General features: G+C 27.5%; 22 protein-coding genes and 1 other annotated feature. Of the genes, 21 read left to right on the top strand and 1 reads right to left on the bottom strand.

From position 1 onward, the window contains the following. Positions 1–48: 48 nt before the first annotated feature. From IC175_RS02160 to IC175_RS02140, 5 genes are all read left to right on the top strand, one after another. Entirely contained in the window at positions 49–1,275 is a 1,227-nt protein-coding gene (locus tag IC175_RS02160; RefSeq protein WP_227483150.1) for an RtcB family protein, read from the top strand. 239 nt (positions 1,276–1,514) lie between these two features. Further along, positions 1,515–1,970 carry a MarR family winged helix-turn-helix transcriptional regulator gene (locus IC175_RS02155; RefSeq protein WP_227435888.1) on the top strand — a complete coding sequence of 152 codons (456 nt, stop codon included), beginning with the start codon at positions 1,515–1,517 and terminating at the stop codon, positions 1,968–1,970. 106 nt (positions 1,971–2,076) lie between these two features. Further along, positions 2,077–3,420 carry an MATE family efflux transporter gene (locus tag IC175_RS02150; RefSeq protein ID WP_227851048.1) on the top strand — a complete coding sequence of 448 codons (1,344 nt, stop codon included), beginning with the start codon at positions 2,077–2,079 and terminating at the stop codon, positions 3,418–3,420. A 216-nt stretch (positions 3,421–3,636) separates the two neighbouring features. Further along, positions 3,637–4,419 (top strand): PhzF family phenazine biosynthesis protein, encoded by a 783-nt coding sequence (locus IC175_RS02145; RefSeq protein ID WP_227851047.1) that lies wholly within the window; start codon positions 3,637–3,639, stop codon positions 4,417–4,419. A gap of 195 nt (positions 4,420–4,614) precedes the next feature. Continuing rightward, positions 4,615–5,034, top strand: a complete 420-nt coding sequence (locus IC175_RS02140) for a YjdF family protein (protein ID WP_227483147.1) — start codon at positions 4,615–4,617, stop codon at positions 5,032–5,034. 110 nt (positions 5,035–5,144) lie between these two features. Here the strand turns inward: IC175_RS02140 and IC175_RS02135 are convergent, their stop codons facing one another. Beyond that, entirely contained in the window at positions 5,145–5,408 is a 264-nt protein-coding gene (locus IC175_RS02135) for a DUF1294 domain-containing protein (RefSeq protein WP_255604585.1), read from the bottom strand. 239 nt (positions 5,409–5,647) lie between these two features. Here IC175_RS02135 and IC175_RS02130 point away from each other — a divergent pair, with 239 nt between their 5' ends. The 16 genes from IC175_RS02130 to larE all read left to right on the top strand — a co-directional run bounded on the left by IC175_RS02130 (position 5,648) and on the right by larE (position 25,176). Then, a complete protein-coding gene (locus IC175_RS02130; RefSeq protein ID WP_227435897.1) occupies positions 5,648–6,349 on the top strand; it encodes a B3/4 domain-containing protein in 702 nt (233 codons plus the stop codon). Positions 6,350–6,431: 82 nt separating this feature from the next. Next, on the top strand, positions 6,432–7,040 hold the full coding sequence (locus tag IC175_RS02125; protein WP_227483146.1) for an NUDIX hydrolase: 609 nt from the start codon (positions 6,432–6,434) through the stop codon (positions 7,038–7,040). Between the two features lie 464 nt (positions 7,041–7,504). Next, positions 7,505–8,521, top strand: a complete 1,017-nt coding sequence (gap, locus tag IC175_RS02120) for a type I glyceraldehyde-3-phosphate dehydrogenase (protein ID WP_227435901.1) — start codon at positions 7,505–7,507, stop codon at positions 8,519–8,521. A gap of 381 nt (positions 8,522–8,902) precedes the next feature. Beyond that, entirely contained in the window at positions 8,903–10,072 is a 1,170-nt protein-coding gene (locus tag IC175_RS02115) for a hypothetical protein (protein WP_227834425.1), read from the top strand. Between the two features lie 387 nt (positions 10,073–10,459). Further along, positions 10,460–14,731: a 2-hydroxyacyl-CoA dehydratase gene (locus IC175_RS02110; protein ID WP_227851046.1), complete on the top strand. Its 4,272-nt coding sequence runs from the start codon at positions 10,460–10,462 to the stop codon at positions 14,729–14,731. Between the two features lie 128 nt (positions 14,732–14,859). Continuing rightward, complete coding sequence (locus IC175_RS02105) at positions 14,860–15,354, top strand: methylated-DNA--[protein]-cysteine S-methyltransferase (RefSeq protein ID WP_227435913.1); 495 nt, start codon at positions 14,860–14,862, stop codon at positions 15,352–15,354. 86 nt (positions 15,355–15,440) lie between these two features. Next, positions 15,441–15,818 (top strand): C-GCAxxG-C-C family (seleno)protein, encoded by a 378-nt coding sequence (locus IC175_RS02100; RefSeq protein WP_227435923.1) that lies wholly within the window; start codon positions 15,441–15,443, stop codon positions 15,816–15,818. Between the two features lie 327 nt (positions 15,819–16,145). Then, on the top strand, positions 16,146–16,586 hold the full coding sequence (locus tag IC175_RS02095) for a SufBD protein (protein ID WP_227435925.1): 441 nt from the start codon (positions 16,146–16,148) through the stop codon (positions 16,584–16,586). A gap of 92 nt (positions 16,587–16,678) precedes the next feature. Further along, positions 16,679–17,011, top strand: a complete 333-nt coding sequence (locus tag IC175_RS02090) for a helix-turn-helix domain-containing protein (protein WP_413926924.1) — start codon at positions 16,679–16,681, stop codon at positions 17,009–17,011. A 691-nt stretch (positions 17,012–17,702) separates the two neighbouring features. Continuing rightward, positions 17,703–19,010: a hypothetical protein gene (locus tag IC175_RS02085; protein WP_227483140.1), complete on the top strand. Its 1,308-nt coding sequence runs from the start codon at positions 17,703–17,705 to the stop codon at positions 19,008–19,010. A gap of 86 nt (positions 19,011–19,096) precedes the next feature. Further along, positions 19,097–19,357: a binding site (T-box leader), on the top strand. 132 nt (positions 19,358–19,489) lie between these two features. Further along, the gene (locus IC175_RS02080) at positions 19,490–20,293 is read left to right on the top strand and encodes an amino acid ABC transporter substrate-binding protein (RefSeq protein ID WP_227435931.1); all 804 of its coding nucleotides are present in this window, start codon (positions 19,490–19,492) and stop codon (positions 20,291–20,293) included. Positions 20,294–20,330: 37 nt separating this feature from the next. Beyond that, the gene (locus IC175_RS02075; RefSeq protein ID WP_227435933.1) at positions 20,331–20,942 is read left to right on the top strand and encodes an amino acid ABC transporter permease; all 612 of its coding nucleotides are present in this window, start codon (positions 20,331–20,333) and stop codon (positions 20,940–20,942) included. Between the two features lie 32 nt (positions 20,943–20,974). Further along, complete coding sequence (locus IC175_RS02070; RefSeq protein ID WP_227435935.1) at positions 20,975–21,646, top strand: amino acid ABC transporter ATP-binding protein; 672 nt, start codon at positions 20,975–20,977, stop codon at positions 21,644–21,646. A 458-nt stretch (positions 21,647–22,104) separates the two neighbouring features. After that, entirely contained in the window at positions 22,105–22,467 is a 363-nt protein-coding gene (locus IC175_RS02065) for an arsenate reductase family protein (RefSeq protein WP_227435937.1), read from the top strand. 824 nt (positions 22,468–23,291) lie between these two features. After that, entirely contained in the window at positions 23,292–23,993 is a 702-nt protein-coding gene (locus IC175_RS02060) for a DUF4253 domain-containing protein (RefSeq protein ID WP_227435938.1), read from the top strand. A 364-nt stretch (positions 23,994–24,357) separates the two neighbouring features. Beyond that, on the top strand, positions 24,358–25,176 hold the full coding sequence (gene larE, locus IC175_RS02055) for an ATP-dependent sacrificial sulfur transferase LarE (protein ID WP_227483139.1): 819 nt from the start codon (positions 24,358–24,360) through the stop codon (positions 25,174–25,176). The last annotated feature ends 33 nt before the right edge of the window (positions 25,177–25,209 follow it).

Genomic DNA, 25,209 nt, shown 5'->3' with positions numbered 1-25,209 from the left:
AGAATATGATATTAAAATTAATATATAGTTTAGAAGGATGTGGTATTAGTGCTAGAGATTCAAGGAAAATACAATAAAGCAAAAATATTTACAGATAATGTAGATAGTACAACAATAAGTCAAATAATAGAATTATGTAATCAGGAATTTACAACAAAATCTAAGATAAGAATAATGCCAGATTGTCATGCAGGTTCTGGCTGTGTAATAGGTACTGTAATGACAATACAAGATAAAATAGTCCCAAATCTTGTTGGAGTAGATATAGGGTGTGGGGTTATATGTGTAAATCTGGGTAAAGTTGATTTGAATTTGAAACAGATAGATGATTTTATAAGAAAAAAAATACCTCATGGATTTAATATAAATAAATATAGTAAAGCAAACTATAAAAAAGAGATAGAATCATTATATTGTATAAAAGGTATAGGAAAAGCTACAGAGGAATATAATCGAGCTATTGGAAGCCTTGGAGGGGGAAATCATTTTATTGAGTTAAATGAAGATAGTGAAAAAAATAAATATTTAATAATACACTCTGGTAGTAGAAATCTTGGCAATAGGGTAGCAAAATACTACCAAAAAAAAGCTTATGATTACTATGTCAGAATTAGCAATAGCTTTGATGAAGACAGTAAAAGACTTGTTGAGCAGTACAAAAAGGAAAATAGAGAAGAAGAAATTCAGGATGCATTGATAACGCTTAAAGAAGAACATAATTTTACCCCTAAAATACCAAAAGATTTATGCTATTTAGAAGGAAAATTGATGGAAGATTATCTTCATGATATGGATATTATACAAAAATATGCTGAACTAAACAGAAATACAATGGCTAAAAGAATAATTGAAGAATGTATAGGTCTTAAGTTCAATGATTTAGACCATTTTCAAACTATACATAATTATATAGAAATTGAAAACAGAATACTAAGAAAAGGAGCTATAGCATCATATGAAGGAAGAAAGTTATTGATTCCTATAAATATGAGAGATGGTGTTATCTTGGGAGTAGGAAAAGGAAATTTAGATTGGGTTAATTCTGCACCTCATGGAGCAGGACGTATACTTTCAAGAGGAGAAGCCAAAAGAAGTATAAATATGAAAGATTATGAAGATTCTATGAAAAATGTATTTACAACGAGTGTAAATATTAAAACCATTGATGAAGCACCTCAAGCGTATAAGCCAATTGATGAGATTGTAGAAAATATAAGAGAAACAGTTGACATAATTAATATATTGAAACCAATTTATAATTTTAAGTCAAATTAACAATTTGGAAGATTAAGATAATATAGTAATCTTAATCTATATAAAAAATAAAATTTATAAAAAAGGAGTACAAAAAATAGTACTCCTTTTTTATATGGAGGTTCAGAAATAAGGATTCATTCAATTATGAAAATAAATCCTTGGATATTTCTTAAAGAGAAACTTGACAATTGATAAGTAAAGATATAATATGTATAGTAACTAAACAGTGATGAAACTAAACAAATAGAGGTGAAAGTATGAGAGATTATTCTAAACTAATTACATTGATGGAACGTATTATTCACAAATACAATCAGTGGGAAGATAAAAAGCGAACTTATGGAACAGAGATTCTATTATCAAAATCAGAAATTCATACAATATCAGCTGTTGGTGATAATCCTGGAATAAACATTACATCTCTTGCAGATGTTTTGGGTATTACAAAAGGAGCAGCTTCTCAGATGATTTATAAACTAGTAGATAAAGGAACTGTAGTAAAAAAAGTATCTCCTGATTCTGATACAGAAGTAGTTTTGAGCCTTACAGATGATGGAATGAAAAATTATAAAGCTCATCAAGAATATCATAAGCAAACTAATGATGAATCACTAAAACTGTTAGATGATATGCCAGAGCCTTTTTATGAGTATATGTTGAGTTATTTTTCTGCTTTTGAAGAAAGTATTGATAAAAAATTAGAAGAAAAGTAATAGCTGTGTGTGAAAAAATTGCTATCGTAGAGGGTAGCAATTATTTTTGAAAATATGTTTAGTAACTATACTGTATTGAAACAAAACATTTGAAAGGATGATTGATATGAATGGAAATCAAAAAAGAATCTATCTTTTAGAAAAAGAAGATGTAAGGAAATCACTGTTAAAATTAGGAATGCCTACTATGATGGGGATGATAGTATCAGCATTATATAATATTGTTGATGCTTTCTTTGTAGGTCGTTTGGGGACACTGCAAACTGTTGCAGTATCCTTAGTATATCCATTAACTATGGTTGGTACTGGAATAGGATTGCTTTTTGGAAGTGGTGCAGGTTCTTATATTTCAAGGCTTCTTGGTAAAAAAGAATATGAGGAAGTAAAGGCTTGTAGTAGTATAGCTTTCTTTTCAGGTATATTTTTAATCACTGTTTTGGTTACAATTATGCTATTATTTTTTAATCCTCTTATGAATATTTTAGGGGCAACAGATAGCACACTTTATTATGTAAGAGAATATGGTTTGATATATATTTTGGGGCTTATATTCAATGTTTTAAATATAATGATGAATAATATGATAGTTGCAGAAGGGAGTTCTTCATTTAGTATGACTGCTATGTTGCTTGGTGGATTAACAAACTTCATATTAGACCCAGTTTTAATATTTGGATGTCATATGGGAGTTTCTGGTGCAGCTATTGCAACATTAATTTCACAACTTGTCTCTACCTCATTTTATGGATTTTATATTTTAAAAGGGCATACATTTTTGAAAATTTCTTTTAGTTATTTTAAAATCAAGCGTACTATTTACACAGAGATTTTCAAAATCGGTCTACCAGTTTGCTTCTTCCAATTTTTGACTGGTGGGGCAGTGAGTTTAACTAATATTGTTGCTAAACCATTTGGAGAAGCTGCTATTGCAGCTATGGGAATTGTTAATCGCCTTATGTCTTTGGAATCAAATGCTTTATATGGTTTTTTAAAAGGTTATTCTCCTCTGATTGGATATAACTATGGTGCAGGAAAAATAGATAGAGTTGAAAGAGCTACTAAGACAGCAATATATTGGAGTACTGTTGTAAATGTATTGTTTGGAACTTTGTGCATTTTATTTTCAAAGCAATTTATTTATATATTTAATCAAGAATCAGTTAAAGTATTGGAAATTGGAAGAACTGCTTTAATTGTTGATGCTATTTCATTTATGACATTAGGGGTTCAAATTGTCATAGGAAATTACTTTTTAGCAATTGGAAAGGCAAAACAAGGTGGTATGCTAAGTATATGTCGTCAAGGTTTGCTGTTCATTCCATTTCTGTTGATCTTCACAAATTTATGGGGGATGAAAGGTCTTATTGCAACTCAATTGGTAGCAGATGTATGTGCAACAATTATTACTGTCATAATGTGGTTTAAAGAAAAGTCACTACAATTAGTATAGAAGAGATTTATAGAAGAGATTTTATCAGAAAAGAAAATATTATTGAAATATTGATAAAGAAGTATTCTAGTTTTGTATTTCAATAAATACTTGTCGAGAGTAAGATATTGAATTATATAAATTCATAAGAAATAGTAATTTGTTTTGATTATTTAAATATGGGATAATATAATATGAATGTATTCCTAACTTTAAATTAGAAAGAAGGTGTGAATAATGAAATATTATGTAGTTGATTCATTTACAAATAGATTATTTAAAGGAAATCCTGCTGGTGTTTGTGTTCTTGAAAAGAGGTTATCACTAGAATTAATGCAGAAAATAGCAACAGAGAATAATCTTCCAGAAACAGCTTTTGTAGTTAAAAATAATGGAAATTATGACTTACGATGGTTTACACCTAAAGAAGAAATTGATTTATGTGGTCATGCAACTTTAGCTGCAGCTTATGTTATATCCAATTTTATTGATATAGATATTAAGAAAATTTGTTTTTTTACTCAAAGTGGAACTCTTGAAGTTACACGAAATGGGAATCTATATGAAATGATATTTCCAAACAGAGAACCTATTGAAATTGAATTATCAGTACAACAACGTAGTTTACTGGGTTGTACATCAGTGGCTATCTACTCTTCAAGAGATTTAATATTGTTACTAAGTAATGAACAAGAAATTATAGACTATACACCTAATTATCAAGATTTACGTAAATTAACAGGTTGGCTAGGTGTTATAATTACATCACAAGGAACTGATACAGATTTTGTATCTCGATATTTTTGTCCAGAATTAGACTCAGAAGATTCTGTTACAGGTTCATCTCATTGTAGTCTTATACCATATTGGGCTGAAAAGTTGGGAAAAGATAAAATGATAGCATCACAACTTTCTAATCGTGGTGGCATTATTCAGTGTGAATTATTAAAAGATAATGATGTAAAAATTTCTGGAGAAGCAGCTTTGTTTATGCATGGAGAAATAATGGATAATATTTAAAGTTGTTAATAGCAATAGTAAGGAAGATAAATTTATATCAACATTGACAAATTAAAATAAAAAAGTTAATATTTAACTGATGAAGATAAAAACACAGTCTGGTTGGTAGTCCAGACGCAGCAATTGCTGTCAGTAACCTGCCTCCTTGGTTGTCCATTCTTTAGAAATAAAGCAAATAAATAGGAGGAACTAGCAATGGATAATGTTAGTGGAAAATTAACAGTCTTATTTGAAGAACCGTTTTGGATAGGTATATTCGAAAGACAAGATGGTAAAAAATATGAGGTGTGTAGGGTAGTTTTTGGAGCAGAACCTAAGGATGTAGAAGTATATGAATTCATACTTGAAAAGTTCTTTTCATTAAATTTTGGAAGTATCAAATTGGATAAAAATGTATCTAAAGACAACATTGGATACAAAAGGATGCAGAGAAAAGTAAAAAAAGAACAGTCTAAAGAAACTATAGGAACTAAAGCGCAAAATGCTCTTAAGCTTCAACATGAAGAAAGAAAACAAGATAAAAAAATACTAGCTAAGTCTAGAAAAGAAGAAGAAAAAGAAAGACTTTTTACTTTGAAACAAGAAAAAAGAAAAGCCAAACATAAAGGTCATTAATTTAATTGGTTAGATTTTTATGAATTGCTAGATAAGAGGTGTATAAAATTAAAAAATTTATACACCTTAAATTATTAATAAAAATAGAATTATTATATTTAAAAATCACTTTAAAGCATATAAAAATAGAATAATAACAATTGTAGTAATATTATAAATGGTATCCCAAGTGTAAATTTAATATGCTTAGTTTTATGTCTAAAAGAATACATTCCAATGATAGAACCGATGCTACCTCCAATTATTGCTATGGCAAGAAGGGTAGTTTCTTTTATTCTCCATTTATTTTTTATTGCTTTTTTCTTATCAATATACATTGAAGATAAACCAATAATATTAATAATTATAAAATATATAGAAATCAAATTTTTCACAATATTACCTCCATAAGACGTATAATAAAAATATATTATACATTATAAAGCAAGAATATTTTTTTTAAAAGCTTAATCTATAATTACTATATATAAAATATTTCATAAGAACTAATATTGTATTAATTGGAAAATTTAAAAAAATTAAACAATTGCTAAAATAGGGGGTATATTTATAAGACATAAAGTGATAAAATTTACTTAGAAAATAATGTAAAATAACAGGAGGACAAGGCAAAATGAAATTCATAGTAGAAAAAGAAGTATTTGATAAATTAGAAAATGTATGTTTTGGTGTAGTAGTTGCAAAAGGAATAGACAATACTAAAGAAATTGAAAGAATAAATAATCTTTTAGATATAAGCATAGACAGAGTAGAAGAGTACTTTAAAGATAAAAAGGTAAAAGAAGCAGAAGAAATTATACCATATAGAGAAGCATTTAGAAGTTTAGGGATGAATCCAAATAAATTTATGAGTTCGATAGAAGCAATGACAACAAGAGTTGCTAAAAATAAAAAGCTTCCACATATAAATCCTATTGTAGACTTAGGAAACTCTATTTCTTTAAAATATCTACTTCCAATGGGTGCACATGATATGGATTTTAGAGATGATGATGTATTTGTTAGATTTTCAAAAAAAGGGGATAAATTTATTCCGTTTGGAGAAACTGAAGTTGAGTTGATGGAAGAAGGAGAATTAATTTATTCTGTTGGAGATATGGTAAAAACTAGAAGATGGATATGGAGACAAGGTGAAGAAGGAAAAATTACAAGTAGTTCAAAAAATATATTTTTCCCTATAGATGGTTTTACTAATGCAAATTTAGATCAAGTAATGAGTGCAAGAGAAGAGTTAGCAAAATTATTAAAAGAAATATTTGATTGTGAAATTAAAGTAGGGTTCATAGATAAAGATAACTTAGAAATGGAGATATAAGAAACTGTATCCAATACTTATTTTAAAGTATTATGTCTATAATTACTTAAGGATATTTAAATAAAGAGAGGTCGTAGTAAATTTGAAAAAAACTATAATAAAGAATATAAATCCATTGGTTGAAAGTAAGTTTATGGGACTTTTTGAAATTGAGTATAAAAATAAGCTAGATGAAGATAAGATATGGATGGTAGCATCAAGAAAAAGCAGTGAACAACTAAAAAGTATTTATCTTGAAAATAAAGAAGATAGTGCAGATGCAGTTGCAATAGTAGGTCTTCATAAAAGTAGTAAAAAATTAATTTTAATAAAACAATTTAGAGTACCCATTAATGGATATATATACGAATTGCCAGCAGGTCTTATCGATAAGGGTGAATCTATAGATATTTCTGTTGAAAGAGAGCTTAGAGAAGAAACTGGGCTTACTCTTTTAGAAATTCAAAAAAATAAGAGTAATGAGAAAGTATATCTATCTCCTGGTATGAGTGATGAATCGATTGCATTTGTTTACTGTATATGCGATGGTAATATAACTGATGAATTCTTAGAACCAGATGAAGATATTGAAGCTATTTTAGTTTCACAAGATGAAGCAAAAGAAATTTTACAGAGTAATCATAAGATAGATACAAAAGCATTTTTAATTTTACAAATGTTTGTAAGTTTAGGAACTAAATTATTTGAATAATTATACAAAAAAGAGATTGTATTATGTAAGTGAGTAAAGTATAAAAATTTATTTTATTCATATAATGATATAATCTCTTTTTTGTTTTATTTTTTAAGATGTAAAGTAATCAATACAAAAATTTAAGGGTTATTTTTAGGTAATCTTTAGATGTTTTTGTATTGAGAGATAATCTTTTAATACATATTGTATTTTCAAATATAGATATAGTTTAAAAATTCAAAAAAATGGTGGTGAAATATGTCCCAAGGGACATTGGGCAAAATACGTCCCTCCAGCCTCTTTATATTAAAAAGTATATACTAAATAAGGGTTAAAAGAGATAAAAATGATACACTAATTGTCTTTTGACAATAAAAAAACACAGAATTTAATTATTTAATCTAGAAAAAGTATTGAACAAATGAATTATTTAGTGTACAATAATCATGTAAAAACATAGTAATGGAGGGAGACATTTCATAATGAAAATTAAGGTAGGAATGAACGGATTTGGAAGAATAGGAAGAGCTGTGTTGAGAATAGCTCAAGAAGAATTAGGAGATAATATAGAAATTGTAGCCATAAATGCAAGAGCAACAACAGAGTCTTTGGCACATTTATTTACATATGATTCATGTTACGGAACTTTTAGAGGTGAGGTAGAAGCAAAGGATGAAGATACACTAATAGTAAACTCTAAAGAAATAAAAATACTGAGATACAATGACCCAGAAGAATTACCATGGAAAGAGTTAGGGGTTGATATAGTTATAGAATCAACAGGATTATTTACACAAAGAGAAAAGGCAGAAAAACACATTAAAGCAGGTGCAAAAAAAGTAATAATAACAGCTCCAGGAAAAAATGAAGATATAACTATAGTTGTTGGAGTTAATGAAGAACAATATGATAATGAAAAGCATAATATAATCTCAAATGCATCTTGTACTACAAATTGCCTAGCACCATTTGCTAAAGTATTGGACGAAAAATTTGGTATAGTAAAAGGTTTAATGACTACTGTACATTCATATACTAACGATCAAAGAATATTAGATAAGAGCCACAAAGACCTGAGAAGAGCGAGAGCAGCGGCTGAATCTATAATACCTACCACTACAGGAGCAGCAAAAGCTGTGTCAAGAGTATTACCACAATTAGAAGGAAAATTAAATGGTTTTTCACTTAGAGTGCCAACACCAACAGTTTCACTTGTTGATTTAGTATGTGAACTTAAAGAAAACGTTACAGTTGAGCAAGTGAATTCTGTATTAAAAGAAGCTGCTGAAGGAGAATTAAAGGGTGTTTTAGGATACTGTGACAAACCACTTGTTTCTATAGATTATAGAGGCGATTCAAGATCATCTATCATAGATGCTCTGTCCACAATGGTTATAGAGGATAATATGGTCAAAGTAGTTTCATGGTATGACAATGAATGGGGATATTCCTCAAGAACTGTTGATTTAGTAAAATATATAGCTGAAAAATTAAAATAATATATAACTAAAAAAAAATTTTTGAAAAAAATTTATAAAAATAGAAAAAAAGATTATGAAAAATATTGAAGGAAAAAATTTTTCATAATCTTTTTTGATTAATATAAAAGTTATAAGTTACAACTTGTTATTAGATATTAGGTCGTTAGAGGAGGTTATATCTATTTAGTAAGAAATTGTATCATTTTATATATGAAAGATAATATGTCGAAAACTTGCAGAAATCTGAAAAATTTTTATTATTGGAATACTGGTTTTCATTTTATTTATGATAAAAAAATGACAAATAAAGTTGCAAAGAGTAATATTTATAAGTATAATTAAAAAAGAGAAAAGGTTTTGTTAAGCTTTACAACAAAAGAAAAGAAGGGATGATTCAAAATGGAGAAGTTAACAGACAGGAGACAGGTTAAGGCAGTAAGCATGGAGACATTCGTTTTCATAATATTACTAATAGTTGGATTTGGCTATGTTGGTAGTATTATGGGCGCAGGAATGATGTTTAAAGTAATAATGAGTACAGCACATGCTTTACTATTAGAGACAGTTTTCTTAATTATGGCTATGGCAGTTCTTGCAGGCGCATTAAGCGCACTACTTTCAGAGTTTGGAGTAATAGCATTAATTAATAAAATTTTCGCTATATTTATGAAGCCTTTATACGGATTACCTGGTGCTAGTATAGCAGGGGCTATAACAACTTATTTATCAGATAATCCAGCTATTATACCTTTTGCTAAAGATAAAACATTCACACAGTATTTTAAACAATATCAAGTTCCAGCACTATGTAATTTAGGAACAGCTTTTGGTATGGGACTTATCTTAACAACGTTTATGATATCTCAAGGTACAGAATATGTATTGCCAGCATTGATTGGTAACTTAGGTGCAGTAATAGGTAGTGTTGTAAGTGTTAGAATAATGTTGACATTTACTAAGAAGTTCTATAACTATAATCCAGAAGAAGATAAAGCAGCAGGAACATTAGAGAAAAAAGCTGAATTTAGAGAAATAAGAGAAGGAAATGTGTTCCAAAGAGGCCTAGATGCTATTCTTGAAGGTGGTAAGATGGGTGTAGATATGGGAATGGCTATAATCCCTGGTGTCCTAGTAGTATGTACATTAGTTATGCTATTAACTTTTGGACCATCTACAGACCCTGCTACAGGTCAAGAGGTTTATACAGGAGCTGCATATGAAGGAATAAAATTACTTCCAGTTCTTGGGGATAAGCTTGGATTTATATTAGAGCCATTATTTGGATTTACATCACCAGAAGCAATAGCATTCCCTATAACTTCATTAGGAGCTGTTGGAGCAGCAATGTCTTTAGTTCCAGAATTTATAAAATCAGGAGCTATAACTCCTAATGATATAGCAGTATTTACAGCAATGGGTATGTGTTGGAGTGGATATTTAAGTACACATATTGGTATGATGGATGCATTAAATGCTAGACAATTAGCTGGAAAAGCAATTCTTTCTCATACAATAGGTGGTTTATGTGCAGGAGCAGCAGCTCACTTTATATTTATGCTCATATCATAAATATGATAAATAGAAGTAATTAAAATAAAAATAATATACAAAAAAATGGTTGTCTATATGCAATAAGGAATTGTGTACTGACAACCATTTTTTTTGAATGAAGATATTTTATAATATACAAACATTAAATTGGTATTAGAGTTAAGTTATATTTATGTAAAAAGTAACAAAAATCTGTAGAAATTTATGACAAAATTTAGTACACTAACTATATGTTCTTATTTAAAATTTAAAGGTATTATTAGAAATTACCTAGTAGAGTAAGCTTGATTAATAAAAGAATCATAAAATAAAAATATTAATCATAAAAATTATAAAATAACTTACTTAAAATAAAGCCATAGAACTTACAAAAATTAAAAAAGCATATAAGTATGGAGGGGTACAATGGATGAATTATTTCATATAGGAATTGATGTAGGTTCTACAACAGTAAAGGTTGTGGTACTTAATAATAACAATATAGTTCATAAAGAATATAAAAGACATTATTCTGATGTGAAGAAATCAGTTAAAGAAGTACTAAATGGAATATACGAAAAATTGGGAGATATAAATGCAACCATTATAATAACTGGTTCAGGAGGAATTGGAATCTCAAAAAAACTTGGGGTAAAATTTGTCCAAGAAGTTATATCTAGTACAAAATCAATAGAATATTTCCATCCGGAAACTGATGTTGTTATAGAACTTGGAGGAGAAGATGCAAAAATAACCTATTTAAGTGGAGGAATAGATCAAAGAATGAATGGTATATGTGCAGGTGGCACTGGAGCATTCATAGACCAAATGGCTTCCCTTTTAAAGACAGATGCTAGTGGTTTAAATGAATTAGCTAAAGGCTACAATGTTATTTACCCAATAGCCTCAAGATGTGGTGTTTTTGCTAAAACAGATATTCAACCTCTTATAAATGATGGAGCTAAGCAGACTGATATAGCAATGAGTATTTTTAATGCAGTTGTCGTACAAACAGTGAGTGTTCTTTCTTGTGGAAGAAAAATAGAAGGCAATGTTGCATTTTTAGGTGGACCATTGTATTTTTTATCTGAACTTAGAGAAGCTTTTAAAAGAGTACTAAATTTAAAAGATGAAAATGTAATTTTCCCAGAAGATGCACAGCTTTATATTGCTATTGGAGCAGGATTATTATCAGTAGATGAAGATAGTATAAAACTTAAATCTCTAATAGAAAAACTAGACAATATAAAAAATATTGAAGATGGAGAAGTAAATTTATTAGAACCTTTATTCAAAGATAAAAACGAGTATGAAGAATTTTTAAGAAGACATGAAAAAGAAAAAATAGATTATGTAGATATAAATTCAATTAAGAAAAATTGTTATCTAGGAATTGATGCAGGTTCTACTACTACTAAGGCTGCGCTTATTGATGAAGATGGGAATCTAGTATATTCTTACTATAATAGTAATGAAGGGAATCCACTAAAAACAACAATCAAGGTCATAAATGAAATATATGATATATTACCAAAAGACGTTAAAATCTTAAGTTCAACTGTAACTGGATATGGAGAGGGACTTATTAAAAAAGCATTAAAAATAGATAATGGAGAAATAGAGACTATAGCACATTATAAAGCTGCTAAATTTTTTAATAAAGATGTAGACTTTATACTTGATATTGGTGGTCAAGATATGAAGTGTTTAAAAATAAAAGAGGGTGTAATTGATAATATAATATTAAATGAAGCTTGTTCATCAGGTTGTGGTTCATTTTTAGAGACATTTGCAAGTTCTTTATCTATGACAATCGAAGAATTTGCACATGAAGGTATCTATTCTCAAAGCCCTGTCGATTTAGGTTCAAGATGTACTGTGTTTATGAATTCGAGAGTAAAACAATCTCAAAAAGAAGGGGCAAGTGTTGGAGATATATCAGCAGGCTTATCTTATTCTGTAATAAAGAATGCTTTATTTAAAGTAATAAAAATCAGAGATTTAAATGAGATTGGAAATAATATTGTTGTACAAGGTGGAACATTTTACAATGATTTAGTACTTAGAAGTTTTGAAAGGTTAATTGGCAAAAATGTAATTAGACCTAATATTTCTGGAATTATGGGTGCTTTTGGTTCAGCTCTTATAGCTAGAGAGAAGTATGAAAGTGGATATCAAACATCTTTATTATCTAAAGAAGAATTGAATAGTATAAAATTAGAATCAAGTGTAATTAGATGTAAAGGATGCTCAAATCATTGTCTTCTTACAATAAACAAATTTTCTGATAATGAAATTTTTATTTCAGGAAACAGATGTGAGAAGGGAGAAGCCATTTATGGCGATAAAAAGATAGGTTTAGAAAAGAAAAACCCCATAAATCTATTTAAGTATAAATATGATAGGATTTTTAAATACAAACCATTAGAAAAAGATAAAGCAAAAAAAGGAGAGATAGGAATACCAAGAGTATTAAATATGTATGAAGATTATCCATTTTGGTTTACATTTTTCAATGATATGGGATTTAGAGTTGTACTTTCAGATAGGTCATCAAAACAATTATATGAAACTGGTATAACTAGCATTGCTTCTGAAACAGTGTGTTATCCTGGGAAATTAGTTCATGGTCATATAGAAAATTTAATTTCAAAAGGAATAAAGAATATATTTTATCCTAGTGTAACCAATGAAAATGAAGAAGATTTAAGTGCAGATAATTATTATAATTGTCCCGTTGTAATATCCTATTCTGAAGTAATAAAAAATAATGTGGAAAATATAAGAAACAAAAATATAAATTACATAAATCCATTTATAAGTCTAAATGATAAGGAAAAGTTGAAAAAGAGACTTCATGAGGAATTATCAAGACGTTTTAATGGTATAAATATAACTAAGGAAGAAATTAATCATGCAGTTGATAAAGCGACTGATGAACAAAATTCATTTAAGATGGAGATGCAAGCAGCAGGTGAAAGAGCACTTAAGGAGATAAAAGAGAGAAACTTAAAGGGAATTGTATTATGTGGTAGACCATATCATATAGATCCAGAAATAAATCATGGAATGCCAGAGCTTATAAATTCTTTAGACATGGCAGTACTTACTGAAGATTCTATATGTCACTTAGCAAATATGCAAAGACCACTTAGAGTTGTAGACCAATGGGTCTATCATTCAAGATTATACAAAGCAGCTAGTTTTGTAAGAGATAAAAATTATTTAGAATTGGTTCAACTTAATTCATTTGGGTGTGGTTTGGATGCAGTAACTACAGACCAAGTTCAAGAAATACTTAATGAAAAATCTAAAATATATACTATTATAAAAATTGATGAAGGTAATAATTTGGGAGCTGCAAAGATAAGAATGAGGTCTTTAAAAGCAGCTATGTTTGAGAGAGAAAGTAAAAATATAGATGTAAAAAATATGAAAGTAGATAGAATACAGTATGCAAAGAATAATCAAATAACGAACAAACATACTATATTAGCACCACAAATGTCACCTATACATTTTCAATTCCTTGAAGAAGCTGTAAATCTGAGTGGATATAAGATAGAAATTTTAAAAGATACAGATAGTAGTGTTATTGAGGAAGGTTTGAGGTATGTAAATAATGATGCTTGTTATCCAGCTATAATAGTAGTAGGTCAATTAATAACAGCATTAAAGTCTGGAAAATATGATTTAAATAATACATCTGTTGCAATAACTCAAACTGGTGGCGGTTGTAGAGCTACAAATTATATTGGATTTTTAAGAAAAGCTATGTATGATGCAGGGTTTAAAGATGTTCCAGTTATTGCACTTAGTGTAAATGGAATAGAAGATAGTGGGATAATGGATAATGTATCTCTAAAATTAATCAATAGACTTTTTATGTCTGTTGTATATGGAGATTTATTGATGAAAGTACTCTATAGAGTGAGACCATATGAGAAAGTTATTGGAAGTACAAATACTCTATATGAAAAATGGGTTGATATATGTAAAAAATCTCTAGTCAAAGCTAAAATTTCTGTATTTACTAAAAACATAAAAGAGATAGTAAATGAGTTTGATAACCTAGAGATATTAGATATTAAAAAACCTAAAGTAGGTTTAGTTGGAGAAATATTAGTTAAATTTCATCCAATTGCAAACAATAATCTAGTGAATATATTAGAGCGAGAAGGTGCTGAAGCAGTTGTACCAGACCTTACAAATTTCTTTTTAAGTTGTGCGTTTAATACTATTTATAAACACACTCATTTAGAAGGAAGTAGAAAAAGTAGAATGATAGGAGAAGCCTTTATATACATAACAAGTATATACCAAAGAGTATATAAAAAAGCACTTGATAAAAGTAAAAGATTTTACGCTCCAGGAAATATAAAAACAGTTGCGAAAAATACAGAACCAGTAGTATCATTAGGAAATCAAACTGGAGAAGGATGGCTTTTAACAGGTGAGATGGTTGAATTGTTGAATGAAGGTGTGGAAAATATCATTTGTATGCAACCTTTTGGATGTTTACCTAATCATATAATTGGTAAAGGTTCTATAAAAGAATTAAAAAGATTATATAAGAATGCAAATATAATTCCTATTGATTATGACCCTTCTGCAAGCGAGGTGAATCAGCTTAACAGGATAAAACTTATGCTTTCTAAAGCTTTTAAAAATATAGAAGATCAATGTTTCACATATTGAAAATTTATAGCTATCTAAATAAGTTACTATTGTATTAACAATTATAAAAAGAGTTACTCTATTTTTTAGGGTAACTCTTTATTACTTGAAAAATTATATGTATACTAATATAAAAGGGGGGACGTTATATGAATTTAGTATATGATGTTTATGAGTCTAAAATAGGAAATTTGTACATATTGAGTGAAGATGGTTTTGTAGTTAGTTTAGATATAGGAGATGAAAAATTTAATAATTTAAAAGAAGAATATATTAAAAAAGGAATAGATATAAAAAGAAGTGAAGAAGATTTAAAAGAGGCAATAAATCAGATAGATGATTATTTTAATGGAAAAAGAAAAACATTTGATTTGAAAATACGTGTTGATGGTACTGAATTTCAAAAGTCTGTCTATGAAGAAATGTTAAAAATACCTTATGGAAAAACACTCTCATACTCAGAAATAGCAAAAAATATAAATAATCCAAAGTCTGTTAGAGCAATTGGACAAGCAAGTAAAAGCAACAAAATTCCAATAATAATACCTTGTCACAGAGTTGTTGGTAAAAATAATATTGGTGGATATATGGGGAATCATTCTGACTTAAAAAAAATACTATTAGATTTAGAAGAAAATAGTTAAATTGGTTAAAAGTGATTTTTTTGTTAATATTTGATATAATTACGTTAGAAGAGATTTTTAATTTACATTGATAAGGGGGAGTTTTAATGTGCAATAAAGTTATAGCATCAAAATACCATGAAAAAGGGTTTAATTGTGCAGAGTCAGTTATAAAAGCATATAATGAAGAGTTTAATACAGATATACCAGTTTGTTTAGGTAGTGGATTAGGTTCAGGTTGTGGAGTTGCTAGTTTATGTGGTGCAGTAAATGCCTCAAATATAATAATTGGATATGTAAGAGGTAGAAACCATGAGGGTGAAAGTACTAAAGCTAAAGCATATGCTAAAGATTTGACAACAACAGTAAGAAATGAGTATGGTTCAGAGTTATGTATAGACTTAAAGAAAGATTTAGTTGCTTGTAGAGAAATAATGGATTTTGCATATGATACTTTAAAAGAAACTTTAAAAAAGGAACTATAATAAATATAAGTTATATAATATATTTATTAAGTCTATTTATTATATAACTTATTAATTACAAATAAAACGCAATGAACTTTAAAAGAATATTAGATTTTTATATTATGAAGACGCTCAGAAAGGAGCGTCTTTTTACTAGTATAATTTAGAAAAAAATTATATTACTTATTAACAGAATTTAAATGAAAATTGAGTATTAACATGCATTGATGTAAATCAGATTGATTAACAGATAATATTTATATAGGTATCGCAATTATTTCTATTTATTTTTTGTTATGTTATACTCAGCTTAAATAAATATTTGTTACAAAGGAGATGAAAATATTGGAAAATATTGATTTACTTATTAAAGAATTATGTTCAAAAAATCATACTGAAGCATATAAAACTTTTTTATTTCTAGAAAATGAAAGTAAAAAATCAAACATTACATACTGTTTTTTTGATTATTTTCTAGAAATGATTAATAATGAAAGTTCATATATTCGTACAAGAGGATTGTTGTTAATAGTTGCAAATGCTAAGTGGGATACTGATAATAAAATTGAAATGAATATAGATAGTATACTAAGTCACATTGTGGATAAAAAGCCTTCTGTATCGAGAAATTTTATTCAGTCATTACCTAATATCATAAAGTATAAGAAACAACTTATTCATCGTATAAGAGCGGAATTAAGTAATGCAGATATAAATATTTATAATGATAATATGAAGTCATTAGTAGAAAAGGACATAAGAAATACCTTATCTAACCTTGAGTAAAGATATATTATCCAAATTTTACGGGTTGCCATCATTATTAGTGATTAATTTTTTTTGACAATAGCAAGAAATGTGAAAATAGCTAAGACAGAATTAGGTACAATCAGACTAGAAGGTTACTAATTTTTACAGATAAGCCAATTATGGAAATTTCACTATTTGCTGGATATGAAACACAACAATCATTTACAATTGGATTTAAGGCTATGCTTAAATGTAGCCCACAATCATTTAGAAAAAAAGGAGATTTTCATCCTGTACAATTAAAGTTTACTGTTGATGGAAAAGAAACTTTGAGAGGCGATAGAATAATGGAAGTTAAAATGGTTGAAAATGACAAAATTCTTTTAGTAGGCTATAAAGGAAATACACGACTAGGTTTTTCTGTTATAGGTGAATGTGCAAAATATAGTTTTTACCTTTAAAGCAAAGAGAGAAGATAGCTTACAACCTGTTGTAGATTATGCTTATAAAGAATGGTTACCTCAGTCAACATGCCAATGCTAAATATGATTTTGTGAGATATGGAGAATTAGTTGATAAGGATGGTAAAAGTTTGATTGAATTTTGGGTTCCAATTTTATGAGTGCCATAATATTTTGAATATATAGACTAAATAAACGTAGTAAAAATCGTTGTAATGAGTAAAAGCTTTATATGTTAAAAGAAAATATACATAATCTAATGGTAGTTTTGAAATAACAAATTAAAGCTACCATTTTTATTTTGAAAAATCATTTAATGAAATAGATTTAGTTTATTAAATATATTATTTATAAGATTATAATAATATGTTGTTAAAGAAAATATTTAATAAATTAAATGTTTTCTTTGACAATGTACATATATGAATGATAATATCTAAATGAATAAAAGCTATGGTAATAAAATGATTTCTTAAAATCTATTTTAGGTATTATTAATAAATAAAAAATTATAAAATACATAATGTCTCTAACAAACGATGATACTAGAATGATACTGTTTTTATAAGAAATTATAAAATACATAATTAATAAAAATAATATATTGAATTATATAATAGATTGGGTTTTACTAAATAAAAAAGAAATGAAATCCCCATGTTATTATACAAAAGCAAAGGTGGGAATAAAAATGAAAGAAATTGATGATTCTATAACATCAGAATATTTAAGCTATGGTATCAATGAAGATATTAGTATCTATGAAGGTAGATTTTGTATATATTTAGATAAGAAATATAGATGTAATGGAAAAATTTATTATAAAATGACACCTCCAATATCCATAAGTTTTAAAGCAGATATAGGTTGCATTGAAGATATAGAAAATGAAGATGAGAACTTAGTTTTGGACTATGATAATGCTATTCTTGAAGTCTATGGTTATAAGATTATTTCTATAACAATAAACACTCTAAGTGATTTTGTGATAGAAGGATATATCAATGATGATTGTATAAAATCTAAAAACTCTTATGTTGAACATGTAGATTTTAATATAATAAACTTAGATAAAATACCTGGAAAACTTATAAAATACAATGATAAGGTATATGCAGGTAGAATTGAATTTGATATAAATGATTATGTTGTTACTATAGATAAACGGTATGATTATAGAAAAGAATTGAAGTCAGATTTAAAGTCTAAATCTGGTGCAATAATAACTCATATAGGTAGGATTAGAAGAAAAGATGGTAGAATTTTTAGAACTAATAATACAATAAATCTTTTAGATAGAATAGCAACAGCCTTGAGTTTTATGTGTGGCAGATATGTTGGATTTTGTTTGGCAAAAGGATATAGAAATGGTAATGAAGTTTATAGAATTTGGAATGAAAATCAAATAACACCTTTTAGATATGTACCAACATGGTCAGATACGCTGTCGAACTATCATAATATAGAAAAATATATAAGTCTCATGTGTAAAAAATTAGAAGATTTTTATTATGGCTCCGCGATAAAGAGTGTCGTTGATTGGTATATAGAGTCTCTTGGAAGTGTGACTATGGAAAATAACATAATATCTGTACAGATTGCACTTGAAACTTTGTCATATGTAGTGCTGGTAGAGCAAAATAAGGTGCTTACAGATGAAACTTTTGACCATAATTTGGCATCTAAAAATATCAGACTTCTACTTGATATATGTAAGATACCATATGGTAAATATGAGTTAGACATATTTGATAGCATGATAAAAAAGAAGTTTGATGATGGAATAGATTTAGTTATTTATTTAAGAAATAGTATAGTTCATCCAAGTAGAAAAGCTCATAGAGCTACATTAGAAGTTGAAGACATTTGGAATATCATTTCAATAGGAACAAGATATATTGAGCTTGTTTTGCTTTTTATTTTGGGATATAAAGGAGAGTATTCTAATAGATTGGTAGAACGATGCTATGGTGAGGTAGAAGTTGTACCTTGGAATTAGATTTTTATATTTATTTTAAAATATATATTGACAGATATTGCCTTATGATATAAAATCAATATCATAAATAAGAATTCAAAACAACATTAAATGCGATGAAAAGAAATAGTAAAAGTAGGTAATCTTAAACAGAGAGTTTCCGATTGGTGAGAGGAGCAATAGATTTTACTTTGAACACATCTTTGAGCAGGACTCTGAAAGAGTAAAAATACTTTACTAGGAGTTTCCCGGTATCCTTGCATCCGTTATAGTGCTAGAGTATAATTTTTATTGTACTTAAAGAGGTTAGTGTCGTGAGGCATTAATGAACAGAGGTGGAACCACGAGATTTAACTCCCGTCCTCTAGCAATAGCTAGAGACGGGAGTTTTTTAATATAATTTTTTAAGCGCGCAGAGAATTATATTGCAATAGATACATTTTTTCTGAAATAATCAAAATATTTAAAATTTAAAAATTTAAAAGACGAGGGAGAATATTATGAAAAATATATTAAAAAAATTAGGATTATTTACAATTATGTTAGGTTTAGTAAGTGGAATGGCAGGTTGCTCAAAATCAGATAATGAAAAGGATAAAGATGCTTCAAATGCATCAAAAAAAGAGGTAATTGTAGGATTTGATAATACATTTGTACCAATGGGATTTTTAGATGAAAAAGGAGAAACAGTGGGATTTGATGTTGATTTAGCAAAAGAGACATTTAAGAGACTTGGAATGGAAGTTAAATTTCAACCAATAGATTGGTCAATGAAAGAAACAGAGTTAAATGATTCAAAAACTGTAGATGTATTATGGAATGGATATTCTATAACAGATGAGAGAAAGAAAATAGTATCATATACAGAACCTTATTTACAAAATAAACAAATAATAGTTACTTTAAGTGATTCAAAAGTAAATACAAAAGCTGATTTAAAAGATAAAGAAGTTGGAACTCAACAAGGTTCAACAGCTCTTGATGCAGTAGAAAAAGATAAAGATTTTATGAATAGCTTAAAGGGTGGAGCACCAGTTCTTTATGATACTTACGATAAAGCACTTAGAGACTTAGAGATAGGTAGAACTAGCGCAGTTGTTGGTGATGAAGTTTTAATTAGATACTATATGGGACAAAAAGGTGAAGATAAATATAAAGTATTAAAAGAAGATTTTGGATTAGAAGATTATGTTGTAGCAACATCTAAGGAAAATCCAGAACTTTGTAAAAAAATAAATGAAACATTAAAAGAAATGAAAAAAGATGGAGCTTTTGACAAAATTTATGATAAGTGGTTTAAATAAGAGATAAGTTAGCTGTTAAGAAGGGGGCACTAAAGGCATGTTACAAGGTTTAGAAATAGTTATAGCAATGTTTTGTATAACATTAATAGTATCAATTCCATTGGGGATTGGAGTTGCATTTTTAAGATTATCAAAAAATAAATTAATAAGTGGTATTACACAATGTTATATATTAATAATGAGAGGAACACCTTTACTTTTACAAATGATAGTCATATTCTATGGTTTACCTCTTATAGGAATTGTATTTGACAGGTTTACAGCTGGAATAGTAGCTTTCTTCTTAAATTATGCAGCATACTTTGCAGAAATATTTAGAGGTGGAATACAATCAATAGATAGAGGTCAATATGAAGCTTCAAAAGTACTAGGGTTTGACAAATTTACGATGTACAAGAGAATAATATTTCCACAAGTTTTTAAAAGAATACTAGCACCTATTTCAAATGAAGTAATTACATTAGTAAAAGATACATCTTTAGTATATATATTAGGATTAAATGATATTTTAAGAATATCTCAAATAGCAATGAATAGAGAAGCAAGTTTGTTACCACTATTTGAGGCAGGAGCAATATATCTTATATTTGTAGCTATACTTACTAAGGGATTTGAATTACTTGAAAAAAAATATTCTTATTACAGATAAAGCTACAATAATTATAGGAGGAGGTTTTTTATATGTTGAAAATCAGGAATTTAAATAAATCATTTAAAAAAAATAAAGTGCTTAAAGATATTTCTTTTGAACTAGAAGAAGGTCAGATTGGAGTTTTGCTTGGTAAATCTGGTGCAGGGAAGACCACAATATTAAGATGTATAAATGGTCTTGAAGAATTTGATAGTGGAGAAATTATAATAGATAATGAAATAATAAAAAGTAAGAAAGACATGGCAAAAATACGTGGTAAAATAGGTATGGTTTTTCAAAACTTTAATCTATTTCCTCATATGACTGTCCTTGAAAATATAATTGAATCTCCAGTTAATGTTTTTAAAGTCCCTAGAGAGGAAGCTGAAAATAGAGCTAAAGAACTTTTGAGACTAGTTGATTTGGAAGAAAAATTGAACTCATATCCATTTGAGTTGTCAGGAGGACAGCAACAAAGAGTTGCAATAGCTAGGTCTTGTGCATTAATGCCAAAAGTTCTTTGTTTTGATGAGCCTACTTCTGCACTTGATATTGATACTATTCAAAAAGTAGTAAATATAATGAATAGGCTTAAAGATAAAGGCATGACTATACTGATAATTACACATGATGTTGTATTTTCAAATAGTGTTGCTGATAAGATTATAAGTATAAAAGATGGTATAGTTGAGGATATTCAAATAAAAGAAAAAATTGTTTAAATTTTTAAAAACGGAATTTATATTGAAATTTTATAAAAAAATAAGGATTGTTTGTCTGACTTTTACAATGAAAAATATAAATTTTGATATATTAGAGCAGTTAAAATTTAATTTAACCGTGTAGTAAAAAAGTCGTGACCTCAAACTGTCACGGCTTTTACATGTATAAAAATTCAAAAAATGTATAATGTAAGATTAAAATTATAGAAATGCCATACTTCACACCAAAGTAGCTAAAGAAAAAGTATGAGAAGGAAGAATTTATCATCAACAGTAGCAATTATAAATTTAATGAAAGCAAATATGGAGATTTTAATATAACTAAGACTGTATCTATTGATGCTAGAAAATTTGAACTGTTCTATCGTATTTATGATAAAACTTGATTATAATATACATATTATGGGTATAAAAATGTAAATATAGAGATAAAAAATTAGAAAGGAAGTTTTACTATAATGATTAAATTATATGGATATACAAAATGTTCTACAGTTAAAAAAGCAAAAAAATGGCTTAAAGAAAATAATTTGGAATTTGAGGATATAGATATGGTTCAAAATCCACCAACTAAAAATGAATTAGAATTAATTTATAATATTAGTGGATATGATATAAAAAAGTTTTTTAATACAAGTGGAATGAAATATAGAGAATTAGGTCTTAAAGATGTAGTAAAGACTGAGTCAGATGATAAACTGCTAGAAATATTAGTAAGTGATGGTATGCTTATTAAAAGACCACTACTATTTGATGGTAAAAATGTACTATTAGGGTTTAAAGAAGATGTATGGAAAGATATTTTATTAAAGGAAGAATAGAAATCAATGGGTGTATTAGTTAAAATTTTTAATTGGTACACCTATAAATTTATGTATTAAATTTACTTTTGTTATACATAAATAATAAGAAATACACGTGAATATACAACTCTAATAAATTTTACAGGTATATTATTCTACTATTTTCTCAATGCAGTTAAAATTTATACATAGTAATTACTGTTAATTACAAGTTAGAAAAGTACATTTCTAGTCTCTATGTAAGTGTTTTTAGTATTGGGATTAAAAGCACATCAATAGAATTATTAGCTATTAGATAGTAGAATCTTGTACTTTCTGAGTTTAATATATTAAATAAATACATATCTTTTCACATAAAAGTACTATTAAATCTAAATCTTGATTTTAATCTATTAATTCTTGCAAACATGCATGTGATTTATTAGAATTTATACTATACATAAAGTCTAATATTATTTATTATTTTGGGGATATTTGTTACTATTAAAAAAATTCACATTGACCTTGTCTCAAATAAATTTAATATGAATAAATATACCCTTTCTTATACAAATTATATCATTTATTTTATTTAAAATAACATAATATTACAACGAATTATTACAAAATTACTTATTATTAACCATGAACATTTGTTTTGTGATATTATATTTATATGAGGATATTGTCATAAAAACGTTATATTTATACAAAAAATTAAATGAAAATTTATTTAATATGAATGTTTTTTATAAATTATACCTCTACTTATAGTTTTACAAATAATAATAGTATTTAAAAATTTGACAACAAAAAAAGAAAACTTTCAAAAGAATTAAATCTAAAAAGAATAGGAGATAAATATGGGTATTGAAGATTTATATGGTTTTGAATGTGTTCCTGTGAACAATGAGATTGATATTGACAATTTATTGGAGACAATGATAGAAGATGGAAAAGAAAAAGGATATACACCAATTATAATTATCGATGAAAAGGTAGGATTGCTAAAAGAAAACATTGATATTGTCAATAAAGAGTATGGTTCTCTTGAGAACTACAAAGAGCATTGTCTGAAAAAATATAATGAAATTGATGTAAATGAATTTTTCAAGTGTAGGAAGAGTGAAATTTCAGAGGTGGTAAAGGAACTCATAGAGTCAGAAGATATTTTTTGTGATTATAAAAGTTTTAACCCAATTACAAATATAGATATATTTCAAGAAAATAACAAAGTTTACATAGCTAAAGTTCCAACAACTAAACCTTATGAAGTATTTGCATATATACCAATTGGTGGATTTAACGATTGTCCTAGTGATGAAGAGCATATAGCAGTTGCAAAATATTGGTACGAAAACTATGGAGCATACCCAATAGCAATTGGATGTGACACAGTCCAATATTTTTCAAAAAATATACCTAGTGACAATACAATGTTCAATAACCTATGCATAGAGTTAATCTTGTACTGTGAAGATATTATTGTACAAGGATATGAGACATTAAGAGCTCTAAAAGAGGTAATACAAGATTCTACCATATGGCTTTTTTGGTGGGATTGATATAGAGCTCTGTAAACTATAAGTATTAAGTTTTTAAAACATTTTTAATGATAGTATCTTTTTGTAATTTACAATTATATCGATAAGAAGAGTAATTATATGAGAATAAAATCGTGAACTTAGCCATGAAGATAGGCTATTTAGGCTTCATGGCTTTTAAGTATATTACTGTATTACACTGTTTTGTTTTTATATAGTGTAATACAGCAATATGCTTAAATTGTAAAGATATAAATAAAAGTACTTTAATATTATAATTAATATATTTAAAAGTCATTCTAATTTTTTAAATATATACTTTATATGTTATAATCATTAAGTATGTAAAAAATAAGAATAGTTTTAGAGTTCATATTTTATTGATATGGAGGTAGATTTAGTGAAGGAAAGAGAAAAGTTAGAAAAATTAAGAGAAAAATTGATTGGATTAGAAAGTGTGGCAGTTGCCTATTCAGGTGGAGTTGACAGTAATTTCTTACTTAAAGTAGCAAGAGATACATTAGGAGATAATGTTATAGCTGTAACTATTCATGCAATGATGCACTCAAATAGAGAAATAGAAGAAGCAAAACAATATACTAAAAATTTTGGAGTTAAACATATTATATTAAGAATAGAAGATTTTGATTTAAAGGAATTCAAAGAAAATGGTGTTGAAAGATGTTATTATTGTAAAAAATATATATTTACTAAAATAAAAGAGGTCGCAAAGGAACATAATATAAAGTACATAGTAGATGGAACCAATGTAGATGATTTAGGAGACTATAGACCAGGTCTTAAAGCACTAAATGAACTAGAAGTAATTAGTCCATTGAAAGAAAGTGGATTAAAGAAAAATGAAATTAGGTTACTTTCAAGAGATATGAAGTTAGAAACTTTTAACAAACCATCATTTGCATGTCTGGCAAGCAGAATTCCTTATGGTGTTGAAATTACAGATGAAAAGCTTAGGATAATAGAAAAAAGTGAAGAATATTTATCTGATTTGGGCTTTTCTCAATTTAGAGTAAGAATGCATGGAGATATAGCTAGAATAGAAGTTAATCAGGAAGAATTAGGTAAATTTTTTGAAAATAACAATTTTAGTAAAGTTGACACTAAATTAAAAAAATTTGGCTTTAAATATGTTACACTAGATATGTCAGGATATCAAATGGGAAGTATGAATTTAAACATGTAAATAGGTTAAAAAATAAATAATCGTTGTAATTAA

Origin of the sequence: Clostridioides sp. ES-S-0123-01, assembly GCF_020658415.1 — a bacterium.
Lineage (GTDB): Bacteria > Bacillota > Clostridia > Peptostreptococcales > Peptostreptococcaceae > Clostridioides.
The sequence above is the reverse complement of the archived record's forward strand: the minus strand, read 5'-3'. Positions and strand labels throughout refer to the sequence as shown.